The sequence below is a fragment of the Stenotrophomonas sp. I18B00994 genome (genome assembly GCF_014145825.1).
GTDB classification, from domain to species: Bacteria; Pseudomonadota; Gammaproteobacteria; order Xanthomonadales; family Xanthomonadaceae; genus Stenotrophomonas; species Stenotrophomonas maltophilia.
In genome coordinates this window covers 182,010-197,605 of the sequence record NZ_JACIUW010000007.1, presented here as the reverse complement: position 1 = coordinate 197,605, position 15,596 = coordinate 182,010, and the positions used below count along the sequence as shown (strand labels likewise).

Here is a 15,596-nt window from a genome sequence, read left to right as displayed (position 1 = left end):
TGTCGTGGGGCAGTGCAGCGGGTGGGCGAGGGCAACCTGTCCTGGGGATCCGGGGCAATGCGAAACGGTGGGCTGAAACGCTCCGCACGGATTCCCGTGGTGGGGCATCGGTGGGCGTGAGGGGTGGAAGAGCGGGAGCGCTGCGTGGGCATGGCGTGGGCGGTGGTCCTGTGGGGCGAGGGGGCGTAGACCACCAATAGCGCAGCTGGGGCAACACGCAAGGGGCCGCCGAAAAGCAACTGCAAGAGCCCAACGTGGGTGGAAGCAATGTCGGCAGTGGCAGAGAAGCAAGAGCCCGGACGGTTCCCTAGAGTCGTCATACACATGACGCACTGAAGTGGGAGTGCGTTTTTCGCCCAAGAATCGGCGTCACGTCTGCCGAAATCCCAATCCAATCAAGGCCTGACCGTGTCTCCAGCGAATGGAGACAGTGTCGGTGCTTGTTAGCTCGTTTGGCCTTTGTTTTTCAGGCTCCTGCGGTGGGGCCTTGCCAACTCCGAGATTCGCGGTATCGGTGGAGTAATCCCGAAACGGAGTTACTCAACCAATGGCGTTCGTTCGTCACAACGTAAACCTCGACCGCGGGCAACTGAAACTTGCTCAGCGGCTTGCTCGTGAATCGGGCAGTGGGTTCAGCGCTTACATGCGAGAGGCGCTGGAGCGACACAACACCGCCACGTCCGTGGTGAGCGTGCTGGAGAACGCCAACGCTCAGCTGGAGCGCCTCATTGACGATCTGCGGGAAGAGAACGCGCTGTTCCGGAGTGCGCTCCAAGAAGACCTGCGGCGGTTGCGAGACGAAACGAAGGCGGAGCAGGACAGCGCCATTCAGCGCTACGAAGAAGCGCTTCGCAAGGTCGTGACGGCGGCCCTCTCGCAACCCTCTCCAAAAGGTCCTGGTGCGGCCAAGGTGCCCGCAACCGGACCCATGACTGCTCCACGCACCTAACTTTCCCCCACAGCAGGAGATCCATCCCATGAAACGTTTTTCCCTTCCTCTCACTCTCTGCCTGGCGGCGTTCATGCCGCTTCAGGTTTCCGCCCAGGCCGCCCCTGATGCGGTCCATGCCGCGGAGGACGATGGCAAGCCCAAGGCCGACAAGAAGCGTCTGTTCAAAGCCGGTGGCATCGGTTGTGTGGCCGGCGGAGCCATCGCCTTGCTCACGGGCAAGAAAGACAAGGCCTTGGGCGCTTGCGCCGCCGGTGCTGCCGTGGGTGCTTCGGCGTCCTACGTGAAGCAGCAGCGGGAACACGCCGAGCAGGCCGCCGACGCCGCCCGTGCGGCTGGCATGGAGGCCGAAGTGGTCACCAAGACCGAAACCGTGGAGGGCAAGCAGGAAGCAGTCCTGGATTCGTTGCGCTTGAACTACAGCCCCGCCGACATGAAGAGGTTGGACGGCGACACACGGGCCTTCCTCGACAAGTTCGCGGGTCTTTTGAACAAGTCCAGCAACGGTTTGACGGTGGTGTTCCAGGGAGCTGACAAGGCCGCCTGCCAAGTGCCCATCGTGGAGCTGGCCAAGCGTGGCGCGCTGTCCAAGGTCACGGTGGACGACCGCTGCGGCAGCGGTGAGCCCGTGATCGTCGTTACCCCGGTGCCTGACGTCCGCTGACGCCAATTGCCCGGGTGTCTTGCGATGCCCGGGCTTCCTTCCCCCATTCCCAGGAGCCCACATGACCCCAGAAGAAAGAATCCTGCAGCGCAAGCGCGAAGAATTGCTGAAGCGTGCCAACGCAACCCCAACCGCTTCGCCCACGCAGGAAGAGCGGCTGGTTTCCGATGGCGTGAAAGAAAACCTGAAAGCTGCCAGTCACTGGGCCGGGGTGATCAGCAAGCGCACTGCCGAGTTGACCCAGAAGGGCGTTGTTGCCGCTGCAGAGAAGGCGAAGCAAGCCAAGGCGCAACTGGACGCAAAGCGCACCCGAGAAGCCCAGGAACATCGTGTTGTCGAAGAGAAGCCTCAAGACGCTCCGCTCACCGTGGAGCAGGAAATGTTGGTCAGGCAACTGACGTCCGATGCAGCTGCACCGGTTCTCGTAGGAGCGGGTGATAAGGGAATGTGCACCGTTTGGGAGCTGGTTGATGAATTTGGAGAGCCCGGCGCACAGGTTGCAGATGGATTGGGTGGCCCTTCGGTGGACGCCAAGGCGTTGAGCAATGAAGATACGGCAGCCTTGGTCAATCTGTCTCAGCAGGACGCAGTGGAAGTCCTGTCCGTTTCCGCGGTGCCTGAAGGGTCCAACCGGCTCCCGGAGGCCGCGTCACCAGAGCAGCCAGTAACTCCAATCCAACCCAGCCCCCGCTCTCGTTTGCCTTGGGTCTTGGCCGGTGTGGTGGCGGTGGCATTGGTCGCGGGCGCGATCTACTTCTTGCTTGGGAAGAACAACCAGGTGCCTCCAAGCACACCGGCTCCCGTGGCACCGGTTGCTACTCCGGCTGTTCCAGAGCGGTTGCCCGAGGTGGTGGAAGCCCCCGTGGTTGTGCCTGCTCCAGCAGTGCTTCCAGAGCAGGCCGAGCCAGAGCCTGCGATCGAGAAGCCAGAGCCGGTCGCCACTCCCCCGGTAACGACGACAGCGCCAATTGCGCCCCAGCCAATGCCTTCGCCGAAACGTGCGACTGCCCCGTTGCCGAGGAAGGCCCCCGCACCCGCCGCCGAACCGCGGAACGACTGGCAGCAAAAAGCCAACGCAGACCTGGACGCTTGGGCAAAGAAGTCGGGGATCGACTGATCCCCTTGCGCATCCGCGGATTCGATCTAGAAAGAAGTGACCTACTCACGAATAGAGGAGAGACATGTTCAAGTGGCTGTTCACGCAATACCGGGAACCCGGAAAACTTCACTTCGGCTCAAAGTGGCTGAACCTGCACGGGCGCTTGTTCCTCGGCAGCCCTGAATCGTTTGGCATGGGCCACCTGAGCGAAGGCGTCCGCCGCACTTTCTACTACTTGCGCGCCGATCGCAGGCCTCCGGTCAGAGACGACGCCGCGTATGAGGCATGGACCAAGGATCGGCTCTACGCAAGCAAGGTTGAGCAGGTCGCAGAGCGCTGGGTGGCCAAAGCGGGCTTCCTGGCGTGCGCGCCGCTTTGCTTGGTGCTTGCCGTCTTGGCGCATTGGCTTCGTTGATTTGACAGGGGAGGGAAACAGAGATGGCAGCAATCAGTTTATTCAACGTGCTGGACTGGACGAGCGGCTTGGGCCGCAAGTTCCGACGGAAGAGCGGCGAGCCTTCGAGCGTGAAGGAAGAAATCATCGTCAAGTCCAACGAGGAGTATGAAAACCTCGTGGGGCGCTTTGACGTGACCGATCGCGTTCGCAGCCGAGAGCTCGATGTGCCGGAGGCTGATCGGGATTTCGCGAAGGAATGCGGCGCAGTCTGGGACGACAACGCCCAGGTGTTCAAAGTGCCCGAAGGACGCAGCGAGGACGAGTTCCAGGAGTGGTGGCCGAAGGTTCCGGAGGATTTGCGCGACACCCAATCGCGGATCATCACGACGAAGCGTGGGCGGCGTGCCGAGGGCTTCTTGCAGGGCAACGACATGGGGCAGGGCGGCGACAGCCTGGCCACTCCCTTGATGTATCTCGCCTTCCCCGTGATCGGCGTTCTGGCAACCTTCCTGGTGAGCCTGATCGTATCTATGGGTTGGACCAAGCTAGAGGCCGCCTCGACGCTGGAAAGCTTCGTCCGGATTGGTGGGGCAAGCGTGATAGCTCTCATGCTGACCATTCCTTATTTCATTGCCCTCAAGCAAGGCGAGGGCATGAAGGAGGCGCTGAAGGCATTGGTGCTGTTGCAGTGGGTTCCGATGGCGCTTCAGTTCATGGTCGGCGACAGCAAGGGCGGCACCGAGGTGGCAATGCAAGCCGGCGGCATGGCTGTGTATGCCCAGATGGCCAAGACCTACCTGTGGTGGGCCTTTGGCTTGGTCGGCATCCTGTTTGTTGTTTGCTTTGCGGCGGCAGCCTCGCGCCCGCACCGGGGCGTCATTGGCGGGACGGCCGCGCGCTTCATTCAAGCGATGAAGTGGGTGGGCCTCATCTTTGCCGCCTTGGTTGTCGCCAAGGTCCTGCCGTTTGGCTTGGGCGAGGCGGCACCTTACGTGTTGGCCTGCATGTATGCGATGCAATACGCCGAAGGCAACTTTGTCCAAAACGCCGCCCGGCTCTACCTACAGAACAACGACAACAACCTGGCCACCCAGGGGGCGTTGATCAACTCACACGTCAAGGCACGTGAACAGCAAGCCGAGGCGGCCCTGCGGGACAAAACCCCGCTGATCACCATCGGGCGCGCCACGGGGCACTTGTCGGATAAAGGTTATGGCTACTCGCCTGACTTGGGCACCGTGATGAGGCTCTCGTGGCACGATTGCAAGACGGGCCTGCTCGTGTTCGGGGCCATCGGTTCGGGCAAATCCTATGCCGCGCTGCGACCCATCGCTCGTCGGTTCCGGAAAGCCGCCTTGGCAATGGCATGTGTGGCGCCAGGCCACGCAGATGCAAGGGAGCGCTTGAAGCAGCAGAAGCTTGCAGGCGGTGGCGCGCTCATCGCCGATGGCAAAGACGGGGCGATCATCTCGGACTTGGAAGGGTTGTTCGATATCGTCGTCAAACCTGGGCTTCGGGTGGCGCCATACGAAGGGTTGGCGCCGGATCAGATCGTGCGGGCATTGCGCGGCGCATCCGGTGGGCGAGTGGACGAGAGTTCCAAGCTATGGACGGATGGTGGCGATGCGTTTCTCTACCACACCGGCATCATCCTTCGTGCGCTCGTGGATCACGAGCTGGCTTACAGATCCTGGTGCTCAGCTAAGCTGGAAGGGTTGGAGCGTGCACAGATGGACGCGGAGCTTGAGCTGGTCAAACAGCGCAAGCTGGGCGAGGACGTGGCCGAGACTGAGGCATTGCTCGAGCAGATCACTGAGCAGATCGCCATCTATCGAATCCCGGTGAGCGACGACAGGCAGTGGCAATACACGCCTTTCCACCACACCAAGTTGTTGTCTATTGTTGAGCGCGTGATTCCCGCCAGCCCCGCGCCTCGTGCCAATGCAAAACTGATGGAGGTGGTGAAATACCTGGGCCTGGAAGAGATGGACACGAGCCATGACGAAGAGGGGCGGCTGGCCTATGCGGCTTACCTGCAGCAGCACCGGCACCGTCAGGACAACGCTCCCGAAACCATCCATCCAGACCTCTTCCGTCCCATGTCTCAGCTGCAGAGCTCGCTGGAATGGGCGTTCCAGGAGATTCCCGCGATGCATCCGGAACAGCGGCAATCGTTCACGCTCAACTCGCGAGGGCTGCTGGAGAAGCTCTTGCGCGGCGAAAAGCTGCGTGACGGCAAGACTGACATGCCTTGGCACTCGATTGAGACGGGCGAGGTGGACGTGTCCGATGCGCTCTACGGTTCCATGGTAGGCCTCTTCCTGCCGCCGACGCAGTTTGGTGAGGCAGGTGAAATGATGATGCGTCTGCTCAAACAGCGGGTCATGAACGGAATCAAAGCGCGTGGTGCATTCGGTGACAACAAGTGGCGCGAAGCGTTGCCTGGGCAAACTGAAGTGATGTTGATGATGGACGAAGCCCACCTGCTGCTGACGGCCGATGACATCAACCTGTTCTCGATCTCTCGCTCGCTGGGGTTGATGCCCGTGCTGGCAACGCAAGGCTTTGAGAGCTTGGTCAACGCCTTTGGTTCGGTCAACGAGGCGGACCTGATGGCCAACACGATGCAGTCGGTGATTGCGTTGAGGTGCTCGCACAACACCCACGAATACCTGGAAAGGCGTTTCGGGCAGGCCACGTTGACCACGTTCAAGCAGCGCACCCGGGGCATCGACTACCAGGGGGGCATGAACAACTGGCGCCACTCCGTGCTCAACGACCCAGATCATGCCTACGCGTCTGCCTACGACAAGATGCGCATGGAAGGGGCGGGGCGGTTGACGGCCTCGCGCATCGACGCCGTGACGGGCCGCCGCTGGCGGATTGGATCGGAGGACACGCTGGGCCAGGACGAGATCGCGCGCGACATCGACATGCCCACCGGGGGCAAGCGCGAGGTGCAGCCGCTCTTCCTGCAAGAAGAATACACCGCTCTTCTTGAGCCCCGCGGTCACGCCATCGTGGCACTGAGCCGTGCCGGCATCAAGCGATTCGACCTGGCGGAGCTGCTGCCCGACGCGGATTGATGCGGATAGGCGAGGGGGTTCGCCCCCTTGCCAAACCTGCGGATTGATCAACGATGAACCTATTCACCCCAGCGGAGGAAACAAACATGAGCGACACCCTTTCCCAACCCATCGAAGAAATGACCGAGCTGCGAGCACTCCAGGCGCAGCGCAACGAGCGGCTTCTGGGCGATCGCCCACCGTCCAAGAAGGACAGCGCGGCGCGGGCGGACTTCGAGCAGAACGTGGCCCAAGACCAAGACGCCATCGAGCAACGCCGACAGCGCGTTCTGGATTGGGCAGAGAAGGCCTCGCCCGATCAGATCGCCGCGCTCCAGGCAAAGATCCAGGAGGCCGACAAAGCCGTTCGTGATGCAAAGCCGGACGACAAGCGCGAGCAGGTGGTTCATGCGACCGTTGCGCAGTGGCGGCAGCAACGCGGGGCCCAGCGGGAGGAGAGCCCTCCCATGTTGACCCGTGAGCAGCGGGCGGAGAACGGCCCCGGGCGCTTGGGATACGCCGATTACGCCCGCAGTTCGCTGAAGGAGGCGGCTTTCATGAAGGACTACGCTGCCAATTTCGATTGGGAGAAGCACCAGAAGCAGGCCCAGCCGAACGTCTTCCGACAGTGATTTTCACCGATGTTCAAATCTGCCCGGTTCTTCGCAGAATCGGGCATTTTTGCGTCTTGACGTCCAGTTTTGTGGTGCTTTACTGGTTCTATCAAGAGTAGGTAGACCTACTCATAAAAACCAAAAGGAGAGCTGCCATGTCCACGTTGTTCAATGCCCTCAAAGACTTCGCTTTCGAAAACGCGGTCCCACTGCTGACCGCTTTGTTCCTGCTGATCGCGGCCTTCGCAACGGCCGTCCTCGCCTATCCTCCGGCCGTTCCGGTTCTGCTCAAAGTGGTGGCCATGGCGGCGGTGGGCTTTGTGACCATCGGGGTGGTCGTCCAGAGTTCCTTCCGGTGACCAGCCGGCGCTGGCTCAGGCTGCGCGCGAGGTGCAGGAAGCGTTGGCGCCGGTTTGACTGGGAGGGGTTTGATTTCTGGTTCTATCCCGCGCTGATTTTCTACATGCTGGTTTGGATCGTCCTTGGGCCACCCGACAGGGTTTAGCGTTCGGGTCAGTAGTCCGGTAACGAAGCCGGGGCAGTCTGTAAAACTGCTGGTTCACTCCCCTGCAGGTTCAAGTCCAGCCTGACCCACCATTTCTACGTGTTGGCTTGACGGCCAGCGATTCAACGCTACAACCATGGGGATGGACACCCAAGAATTCCTGTTGCGCCTCTTGCGTCCCCTGGGCCTCCAACGAGCGGAGGCCTTGGCGGGCGCGCTCGCGCGCGAAGCCGATGCGTCCAAAGGCCTTCACGATTCGCAAGTGTTGGCGCGTGCGCACGCCCTGAGCGTTGCCCCTGTCGAGGGTCGGTTGGGCGACCTGGTCTGGCAGGTCCGCCAGCGGAAGCACGATGATGCGCCCCAAGTGGACCTGCGCTGGGGCTTGCATCGCCTGGGGTTCGACGCGCCCACGCGGGCGTCCACACGGGACCTGGTGCGTGCTTACGAGAGGCGCTTGGCAGACCGTGACGAGCCGATGGTTTACAGCACCCTGGCAGAGAGGGTGGCTGGGTTGTCCATGGCAGAGCACGCCTCGCTCTTCCAAGGCATGGCGATGGCGGTGGAGGAAGCGCGGGCTCGGCGGTCGGATGCAAACCGGTTGCGGGAGAACGCACCGTGGCAAGCCTGGCTCGTGGGGGCGTCCCGAGCGGGCCACGAAGCAGCACTGCTGGCCTGCATCGGCATGGGCGCGGACGCCCGGCTGCCCGACGCCAGCGGCAACACGCCACTGCATCATGCGGCCCGGTTTGGTCACGCCTCACTGGTCACGCCGCTGGTCGAAGCCGGCGCCGACGTGGCGGCCCTCAACACCCACGGGTGGGCGCCGCTCCACCTTGCCGCGCTTCACAGGCACGCCCGGGCCTGCCTCCACCTGATGGCCCACGGCGCCAATCCTGAGCAGCCAGGGTGGCGAGGGCGGACCCCAACGCGCATGCACCGACATGAGCAAACCCGAGCCCTTTGACGCGCTGGGTGACGTGCCCGGCAGCGTTGCGCCTTCCCAGCCGGTCCGATACTGGCACCGCGCCGTTCTTGCAGGCGCCTTCGTTTTTGGCTTGGCCTACGTGGGGAGCATGGGCGTTGCCTGGCTCGTCCCGAATCCCGATGGCTCGCTCATCCGCTTCGCCGATGCTTTGAAAGGTGGTCTGGTGACCGCTTTTCACTTCCTGACCGTCGGCATCTCGGCTCGGGCTCCGGCACGGGAGTTCATCGAACTGGTGTCCTACCACCACCCAGTGGCGACGTGGTCCCGGATCGGGGTGTCGCTTCTGCTGGCGGTGGGCCTTGGTCTTCGCATGTTCCTCAAGGCAGCTGAGCCGGTGAGCAACACCTGGCACCTGTTCGGACCGCGGTTGCTGGAAGGAAAGGAGGCCGTGGACGAAGCCCAGCACCGCTCGATGACACCCAAGGAAGCCGAGGCGGATCCTTTCGCCCTGTCCCTCCACCCCGATCTACGGTTGCCGAAGAAGCATTGGGCGCGCCACGTGCTGATCACCGGTTCGGTGGGGTCGGGCAAGAGCGTCATCCTCAAACACATCCTGGAACAACTGACGCGAAAGAAGGGCGCAAAGTTGTTCCTTTACGACATCAAGGGTGATTTCACGTCGATCTTCAAAAGGCCCATCATCGTGTCTCCTTTCGACGCGCGCTCCCACGTGTGGGACGTTGCCGCCGACGTGCGGACCCCCACCCAAGCGGCGGCGTTCGCTGCCTCGATCATCCCGGAGGGCGACGGGAACGCCAAGTTCTGGAGCATGGCCGCCCAGGACTTGTTGATTGGGTGCGTGCGCGAGCTCCAAAACACCCGGCCTGGCCAGTGGGGGTGGCCCGATCTGGCGGCCTTGGTGCGCCGCCCGGCCGCGGAGATGGCCGCAGGCATGCGCCCGCATTACCCCCGCGGCGCCGCACTGGTGCGTAACCCGGAGAGCCAAACCACGTCCAGCGTGCTGTCTTCCCTGGGGGGCTTCACCCGCCTCATCGACGATCTGGCCACCGCATGGCCCAAGGTTGGCAAGCGCCGTTTCTCCATGACCGAGTGGATACGGGACGACTACACCGGGCGCAAGCAGGTCATCGTTCAATCCGGACCCGATCCGACCCTGACGAAGGCCTACATCGCCGCCATGATCAACGTGGCCGTGCCGGATCTCATTGGGCCAGGCTTGCCGGACAACGAGGGTGGGCGCGGGCTCTACTTCGTGTTCGATGAGCTGACCAGCGCCGGGCGCTTGAACATCGATCCCTTGCTGGCGTTGGGACGCAGCAAAGGAGTGGTGGCCATCATGGCGGTCCAGGATCACTCCCAGATTGAGTTGGTCTATGGGGACAAGACCGCCCAGGCCTTCTCATCGCTGGTCGGAACCCACGTGGTGTGCCAAGTGCAGATGGGGGCGACCCGGGACAAGCTGGCCAGCCAGCTCGGCAAGCGAAAAATCGCCTGGCGTGGGCACGAGGACAAAGCCCAGGTCCACGAAGAAAGCCGCGCGTTGGTTTCCAGCGGTGAGCTCACCGACCGGCTGGGTTTCCGCAAAGGCAAGCGCTACGGTCGCGAGAGGTGGGGCATCGAGGCGATCGTGCAGATGGGCGGGGACGTGCTGTTGCTGACATGGCCCGGGAAGAGCCATTCAATGGTTCGCAAAGGGCAGGTGGCCGCTGCGTGGACCACCAAGCCGGCCGGTGTGGTGGGAGAAGCTGAATTGCCCCCTTTGACCGGTGACGCGTTGGCCTTCCCAACCACCGCAGAAGGCATCGACACGGTCCAGCGTGTGCTGACCATGACACCCGAGGAAATCGACGCGCTTTTCAAGCGGTGATCGGCCTTGCCAACTCTCCGTTTTCTGGGACCTTGGATCAGTCAACGTTTCGGAGAGCCACATGATCAACTGCACGCGAATCGACGCCCGCGGCCACAACAAGCGCAACGGCAACATGTTCGACTACATGCTGGCCACCGAGCGCCTGTCCATCGACAGCGCCGTGGCCTATTACGCCGGCAGCGGTCCCGATCCGCGGCAGACGCTCAATTGGGGCGGCAAGCTCGCCGCCGAACTCGACTTGGAAGATCAACCGGTCACCCGAAGGGTGATGGAGTTGCTGGGCAAGGGCTTTTCACCCACCGGAAGGCCGTTGTGCAAAAACGCGGGAGAGGAGCCCCAATTGGTCATCAAGACGGATCGCATGGGCAACGTGCGACTGGACGACGATGGCAAGCCAATGGAGAAGTGGGAGGGCGGCCATCGGGTCGGGTTTGATCTGACCATCTCCGCCCCGGGGGACGTGAGCGTGGCGTTTGCGCTGGCGGATGATCGCGAGAAGCTGGCCATCCTGGAGGCCCACCGCCAGGCCTGCGCCGTGGCCATGCGCTACATCGAAAGCAAAGTGGAGACCCGGCGCGGACAAGGAGGCGTAGACGTTATAGGCACGGCGGGATTGGTATGGACAGCCGCCGATCATGTCAGCAACCGGAACGTGGAACCCGACCTGCACACCCATCACCTGGTCTACGGGATCTCGATGGGCGAGGACGGTCAGTGGGGCACCTTCGACGCCATCGAAATCTACCGTCACCGGCACGCCGCGGATCACCTTTACAAAGTCGAGCTCTACGCCGCGATGAAAGCGCTGGGCTATGGGATTCAGCGGGAACGCGAGGTGGACGTGATGGGGCACGAAACGGGCCAGACTCTCACCACGATTGCCGGCATCGACCGGGAGCTGGTGCTTCAGACGAAGACCCGCCGCCAAGAAATCCTGGACTACGTCAAGGAACACCCCAACGCCAGCCACGACGAGGCCTGCAAGGCCACCCGCAAAAAAAAGGAAGAACCGCCCTTCGAGCAGGTGGTCAAGGACTGGCAGCAAACCTTCGCCAACATCGCTAAAGAGCACCCGGAGCTGGTTCCCACCATCCAGTCGCTCAAGCAGACGGAAGGCCAGCACCTGGATCCGCATACGTTTGACGAGGTTTTGCAGCGCATGCACGAAAACGAGGCGATGTTCTGCGAGCATGACCTGGTCCGGGAGTTGGGGATGGAGTTCGCAGGACAAAAAAATTCAGAAGAAATCCTCAGGATGGTGAATGAGTTCACCGAGCAGGACGATCTGGTGCGCGTGAAAGCCGAATACCTCCACGAAGACGACCGGGGCGTTCGGTTGGCGCGCAAGCACCGGGAGGATCGCTTCTGCGCCACCTGGATGGTCGAATGGGAGACCGAGATCATCCGCCGCTCGAAAGAGCGGGAGAACGAGACGGACCTCAAGCTGTTCCGCTCCACCGTGGATCGGGAGATCGCCGCTTACGAGAAGCGCAAGGGCTTTACCCTCACAGAGGAGCAGAAAGCCGCCATCGGTCACCTCACCTACGGCACGGCCGGTGTGGGGGTCATGTCGGGGTTGGCCGGCACCGGCAAGACCACCGTGGCCGAGGTCTACAAACAGTGCTTCGAAGCCGAAGGAAAGCAGTTGATGGGCTTGGCCGTGTCGGGTAAAGCCGCGACCAAGCTAGAAGAAGAGTCCGGAATGCCCTGCATGTCGGTTGCAAAGTTCTTTTCCCAGCTCCGGCAGGGCAAGGTTGCTCTGACGAAGAACGTTGTGGTGGTGCTCGATGAAGCCGGCATGGTGGCCACCGATGACACCTTGAAGCTCATGACCTACTGCCAGGGGGTGGGCGCCAAGCTTGTCATGCAGGGAGACAGTGACCAGCTTCAGCCCATCGCTGCGGGCAACGGCTTTGAGCTGGCGAAGATGGCGTTGGGGGACAAGAAACTGACCGAAATCCGCCGGCAGAAGAACGCTGATGACCTGGTCACCGCCAACAGCTTCTACGAGCGGGATGACGAGGGAGAGGTCAAGGACATCCGCCGCGGACACCGCAGCCGCAAAGGCACATTCGATATGGGCGAAGATATCCTGAACAACCTCAAGCAACGCAACTGCATCGACGACTTCGGCACGGAAAGCCAGGCCATCAAAGCGTTGGTGGAGGATTACTTGAAAGACAAGACGCCCATGGACGAGAAGCTGGTCTTGGCCCACACGCGCTCTGAAGTCAAAGCCCTTACCACGGGCATCCGAAAGGGGCTCCAGGAGCAAGGCGTGCTGGACACGGAGGAATTCACCTTCCGCTCGATCGTGAAAGGGCAGTGGGAGGACCTGACGCTCTCCCGCCGGGACCGGGTGATGTTCACCGCGACCAACAACGACTTGGGTGTCATCAACGGCACCGAGGGCACGGTGGAGAGCATTCGAAAGGACAAGTCCGGTGGCTACGACCTGGTGGTGCGCATCGACTCCTCGAACCCGAAAGAGGACGGGCGCATTTTGGAGTTCAACACCAGCGAGCACAACGCCTTGGCCCACCGGTATGCCATGACCGTTCACAAGGCGCAGGGGCAGGGGAAATCCGAGGTTTATCACTTGGCCACGAACATGGGCATGCTCGACCAGCAGTCGGCCTTGGTAGCGTTCACCCGCCTCACCAAGGGCAGCTACCGCATGTTTACAACCGACGAGATGATGGAGCGCATGGCCGAACGGCTGGGAACCGAGCGGCACAAGGAAATGGCGCTGAGCGTCGGCTTGTCCGAGACCCAGGCTGCTCCGGTGCGCAACCTGGTCCAGGACGTGGAAGAGCTGTTGGCAGGATTGAAACCGCAAACCCAGGTGCCAACCACAAACGCGGAACGGCGCGAGATGAGGCTTACCCGGTGACGCATCGGGCCAGTGTTAAAACGCTGATCACCACCACTGCCCATGGCCACCACGCCACGCGTTCGGAGGGGGCTTTCACCGGTGTTCCCAGCTGCCACCGCCGTTGGTGGGCCAGCCATCGCACGTGCGGCGTTGCCCGCCGGTGCGGGTTGACCACGATCCCCGGTGGCTTGGCGTAGATGCGCCACCCCTCTCGGGAGGCCTTCACCCGCCACGCCTGCTCATACGCTTCGGCTTCCGCCCTGGTGGCGGTCACCACTTCGAGCGCATGGAACCGGAAGGGTCGGTGCCAGCCACCTTTGGGGGAGCGGTGCTGCTTCTCCCGCTGTTGCGGGTTCGAGCTTTGACCAACGTAGCATCCCCCGTCGTCGAACAACAGGGCGTAAAGGGTGCGGGGCAGTGCGTGATACTTCTCACTGCGTCCGAGGTTGTGGCGGTGGGGCATGGTCTCTCCGTGAGTAAAACGACCCACTCACGAATAGATCAGAATTTTGAGTTGGCAAGCCTGCTGCGAAGGGTTCGAGACGCCTATAGGCATTCATGTAAGCACTTGGCAACGAACAAGGGCCCCGAAGGGCCCTTGCCGAGACACGATCACCTCCTTTTCGCTGCTGACATTCGTTACCAGCCGATGGCCCAAGCTGCGCCCATGGCCGTGTCCTGCCCGCTGCGGGAAACCCCGATCGAGAAAGCCGATGGGGATCCGCGTGGGGTGGTTACGTCACGGGTGTAGCCAATGGAAATGGCGGCTTGGCCGCTGCAGCCACCGACGCCCACGGCCAGGCGGTTTCGGTTCTCTCCGTGGATAGCCGACGTCGAGGTGGCCATCTGGGCGTTGGCTTGGGCCATGGCGCACACACCGCTCACCCGCTTGTCGAGCTGGCGGAAACGGCGGTCCGTCAGGTTCCAGCGGTCGTCTTGCTCCCGCTGGTAGTCCCACAGCTGACCACCGTTGATCGCGTCCGTGGACCCTGGAGCGATCGCTCCTGCAGCCACCCCGGTTACCCGCTGGTTGCCGGCGTTGATCCCGGATCGGGTGACCGATGGGCCGCCCTGGACGGTGAAGCCGTCGCTGTTGTGGATGGCCTTGGCCACTTGGACCGAGCCCTGCTCGGAAAGCTCAATGGTGTCTTTCAAGGCAACGGTTTGGGTGCCGTCCCCGTTGTCCGTGACCTCGATGTTTGCCCCGGCCACCGTGGTGCTGCTTCCTCCGTCCTTACCGTCCTGGCCTGCTGGGCCTTGCGGACCGGCGGGTCCCTGTGGACCGGTGGCGCCACCACCGCTGCCAGGGTTCTGCTCCAGTTGGTGAACGCGCCCATCGAGATCGTAGATGGCGCCGGCCACAGTGGTGTAGTTGTTCCCGCTGCTCAGCTGGTAGTTCGGTGCCACGATCACACCGTTCACCACGGTAGCGCCAGCGCCCAGGGTTTCCACGGCGGTGCGCAGTTGGCTGACGGCCACGGCGTCGTTGTCCGCTTTGCCCAAGGCAACCTGGGTCAAACGACGGTTGCCGAACGCTGCGGTCTCTTCTTCATCGCACGCGGTGTTGGCGCCCACGGCCACGCATCCCCTTGCGTTGGCCACGGCCCGTGGCCCCAACGCCACGCTTTCCGTGGCGTTGGCCGTGGCCAACGCGCCGAGGGCAGCAGAGTAGGGCGCAAACACCTGCGCCCATGGGCCCACGGCGGTGCCGGCCTCGCCGGCAGCGCCAGCGCCGTAACCGTAGGCGCCCGCGAAGTCGGCGGTCGCGTTGGCACCGGGCCCCACGGCGGATGCGCCTTCGCCCTCGGTCTGGGATGCGGCGCCCAGCGCCAGGTTGTTAACGCCTTGCGCAGTCGCCCCGCTGCCGAAAGCCGCTCCACCGTTTTCATCGGCTCTTGCGGTTGGGCCTACAGCGGTCCCACTAGCTCCAGGCGAACGGGCATTAGAGCCGATGGCCACACTGGAGATTCCGCTGGCTAGGCTGTGCCCGCCGATGGCCACCGCAAAGTCGCCGGTGGCTTGCGCTTGGGGGCCGACAGCGACGGCGTAAACCGCGAACGCCTTTGCGCGCGAGCCAATGGCGAGCGCATTTGAGCCCTGCGCTTCGCTCAAGAAACCCAGAGCGGTGGTGTGGCATCCGCGTGCGGTGGCGCGATTGCCCAACGCGGTGGCTCCCACGCACTCTCCCGGAACGCCATTTTCATCCACCATTATCCCGCCATCGGCGAGGGCGTCTGCCCCGATGGTCGTGGCCCCTATGGTCAACGATTGAGCGCGGTCGCCCACTGCGGTGGTATCGGGTTTGTTGGCAACGGCGCCGTTGCCCATTTGAACCTGGGCCTGCGCCGTGCCTGCAAAGAGGCCCGCCAGCAAAGCGCAGTGGATGAGGGAGCGTTTCATGGGATGGCCTCCTGGGATATGAAATGAGTGATCGTGTGCACTCACGAATAGATCAGATCCTGGAATGCGCAAGCCCCCCAACGAAACTTCCCGGCACAACGGTAGGAGGAGCCGTTGCGCCGGGAAGCGGTGGGGCCGACTTTTCCCCACCCCTGTTCTTCTACGTCAGGGAAAAGATTCCGCAAGCCCCCCTTGCGCGTTTTCGATTCTCC

Annotated in this window: 12 protein-coding genes and 1 tRNA gene; 11 read left to right on the top strand and 2 right to left on the bottom strand. The window is 62.6% G+C overall.

Going from position 1 to position 15,596, the window contains the following annotated elements; all coding sequences use genetic code 11:
* Positions 1-547: 547 nt before the first annotated feature.
* The 11 genes from H4O10_RS10135 (at position 548) to mobF (ending at position 13,002) form a co-directional block, all read left to right on the top strand.
* On the top strand, positions 548-949 hold the full coding sequence (locus H4O10_RS10135; protein ID WP_005410165.1) for a hypothetical protein: 402 nt from the start codon (positions 548-550) through the stop codon (positions 947-949).
* A 28-nt stretch (positions 950-977) separates the two neighbouring features.
* Positions 978-1,613, top strand: a complete 636-nt coding sequence (locus H4O10_RS10130) for a hypothetical protein (RefSeq protein WP_049430679.1) — start codon at positions 978-980, stop codon at positions 1,611-1,613.
* A gap of 61 nt (positions 1,614-1,674) precedes the next feature.
* Positions 1,675-2,730, top strand: a complete 1,056-nt coding sequence (locus tag H4O10_RS10125; RefSeq protein ID WP_049430677.1) for a hypothetical protein — start codon at positions 1,675-1,677, stop codon at positions 2,728-2,730.
* Positions 2,731-2,794: 64 nt separating this feature from the next.
* The gene (locus tag H4O10_RS10120; protein ID WP_006375352.1) at positions 2,795-3,127 is read left to right on the top strand and encodes a hypothetical protein; all 333 of its coding nucleotides are present in this window, start codon (positions 2,795-2,797) and stop codon (positions 3,125-3,127) included.
* A 23-nt stretch (positions 3,128-3,150) separates the two neighbouring features.
* Entirely contained in the window at positions 3,151-6,195 is a 3,045-nt protein-coding gene (locus H4O10_RS10115; protein ID WP_111118722.1) for a TraM recognition domain-containing protein, read from the top strand.
* Positions 6,196-6,281: 86 nt separating this feature from the next.
* Positions 6,282-6,806, top strand: coding sequence for a hypothetical protein (locus tag H4O10_RS10110; RefSeq protein WP_049430806.1), 525 nt, complete (start codon positions 6,282-6,284; stop codon positions 6,804-6,806).
* A 137-nt stretch (positions 6,807-6,943) separates the two neighbouring features.
* Positions 6,944-7,147 (top strand): hypothetical protein, encoded by a 204-nt coding sequence (locus H4O10_RS10105; protein ID WP_049430674.1) that lies wholly within the window; start codon positions 6,944-6,946, stop codon positions 7,145-7,147.
* A gap of 151 nt (positions 7,148-7,298) precedes the next feature.
* Positions 7,299-7,385, top strand: a tRNA-Tyr gene (locus H4O10_RS10100).
* Positions 7,386-7,435: 50 nt separating this feature from the next.
* Positions 7,436-8,257 carry an ankyrin repeat domain-containing protein gene (locus H4O10_RS10095; protein ID WP_239501101.1) on the top strand — a complete coding sequence of 274 codons (822 nt, stop codon included), beginning with the start codon at positions 7,436-7,438 and terminating at the stop codon, positions 8,255-8,257.
* Positions 8,235-10,106, top strand: a complete 1,872-nt coding sequence (locus H4O10_RS10090) for a helicase HerA-like domain-containing protein (protein WP_049430671.1) — start codon at positions 8,235-8,237, stop codon at positions 10,104-10,106. Before H4O10_RS10095 ends, H4O10_RS10090 begins: the two co-directional genes overlap by 23 nt.
* A 61-nt stretch (positions 10,107-10,167) precedes the next feature.
* Positions 10,168-13,002 (top strand): MobF family relaxase, encoded by a 2,835-nt coding sequence (gene mobF, locus H4O10_RS10085; RefSeq protein ID WP_164235911.1) that lies wholly within the window; start codon positions 10,168-10,170, stop codon positions 13,000-13,002.
* Here mobF and H4O10_RS10080 read toward each other — a convergent pair.
* Together H4O10_RS10080 and H4O10_RS10075 are read right to left on the bottom strand one after the other, a co-directional pair.
* Complete coding sequence (locus tag H4O10_RS10080) at positions 12,992-13,447, bottom strand: GIY-YIG nuclease family protein (protein ID WP_104920688.1); 456 nt, start codon at positions 13,445-13,447, stop codon at positions 12,992-12,994. The genes mobF and H4O10_RS10080 overlap by 11 nt on opposite strands.
* A 176-nt stretch (positions 13,448-13,623) precedes the next feature.
* Complete coding sequence (locus H4O10_RS10075; RefSeq protein WP_111118720.1) at positions 13,624-15,384, bottom strand: adhesin; 1,761 nt, start codon at positions 15,382-15,384, stop codon at positions 13,624-13,626.
* Between the last annotated feature and the right edge of the window lie 212 nt (positions 15,385-15,596).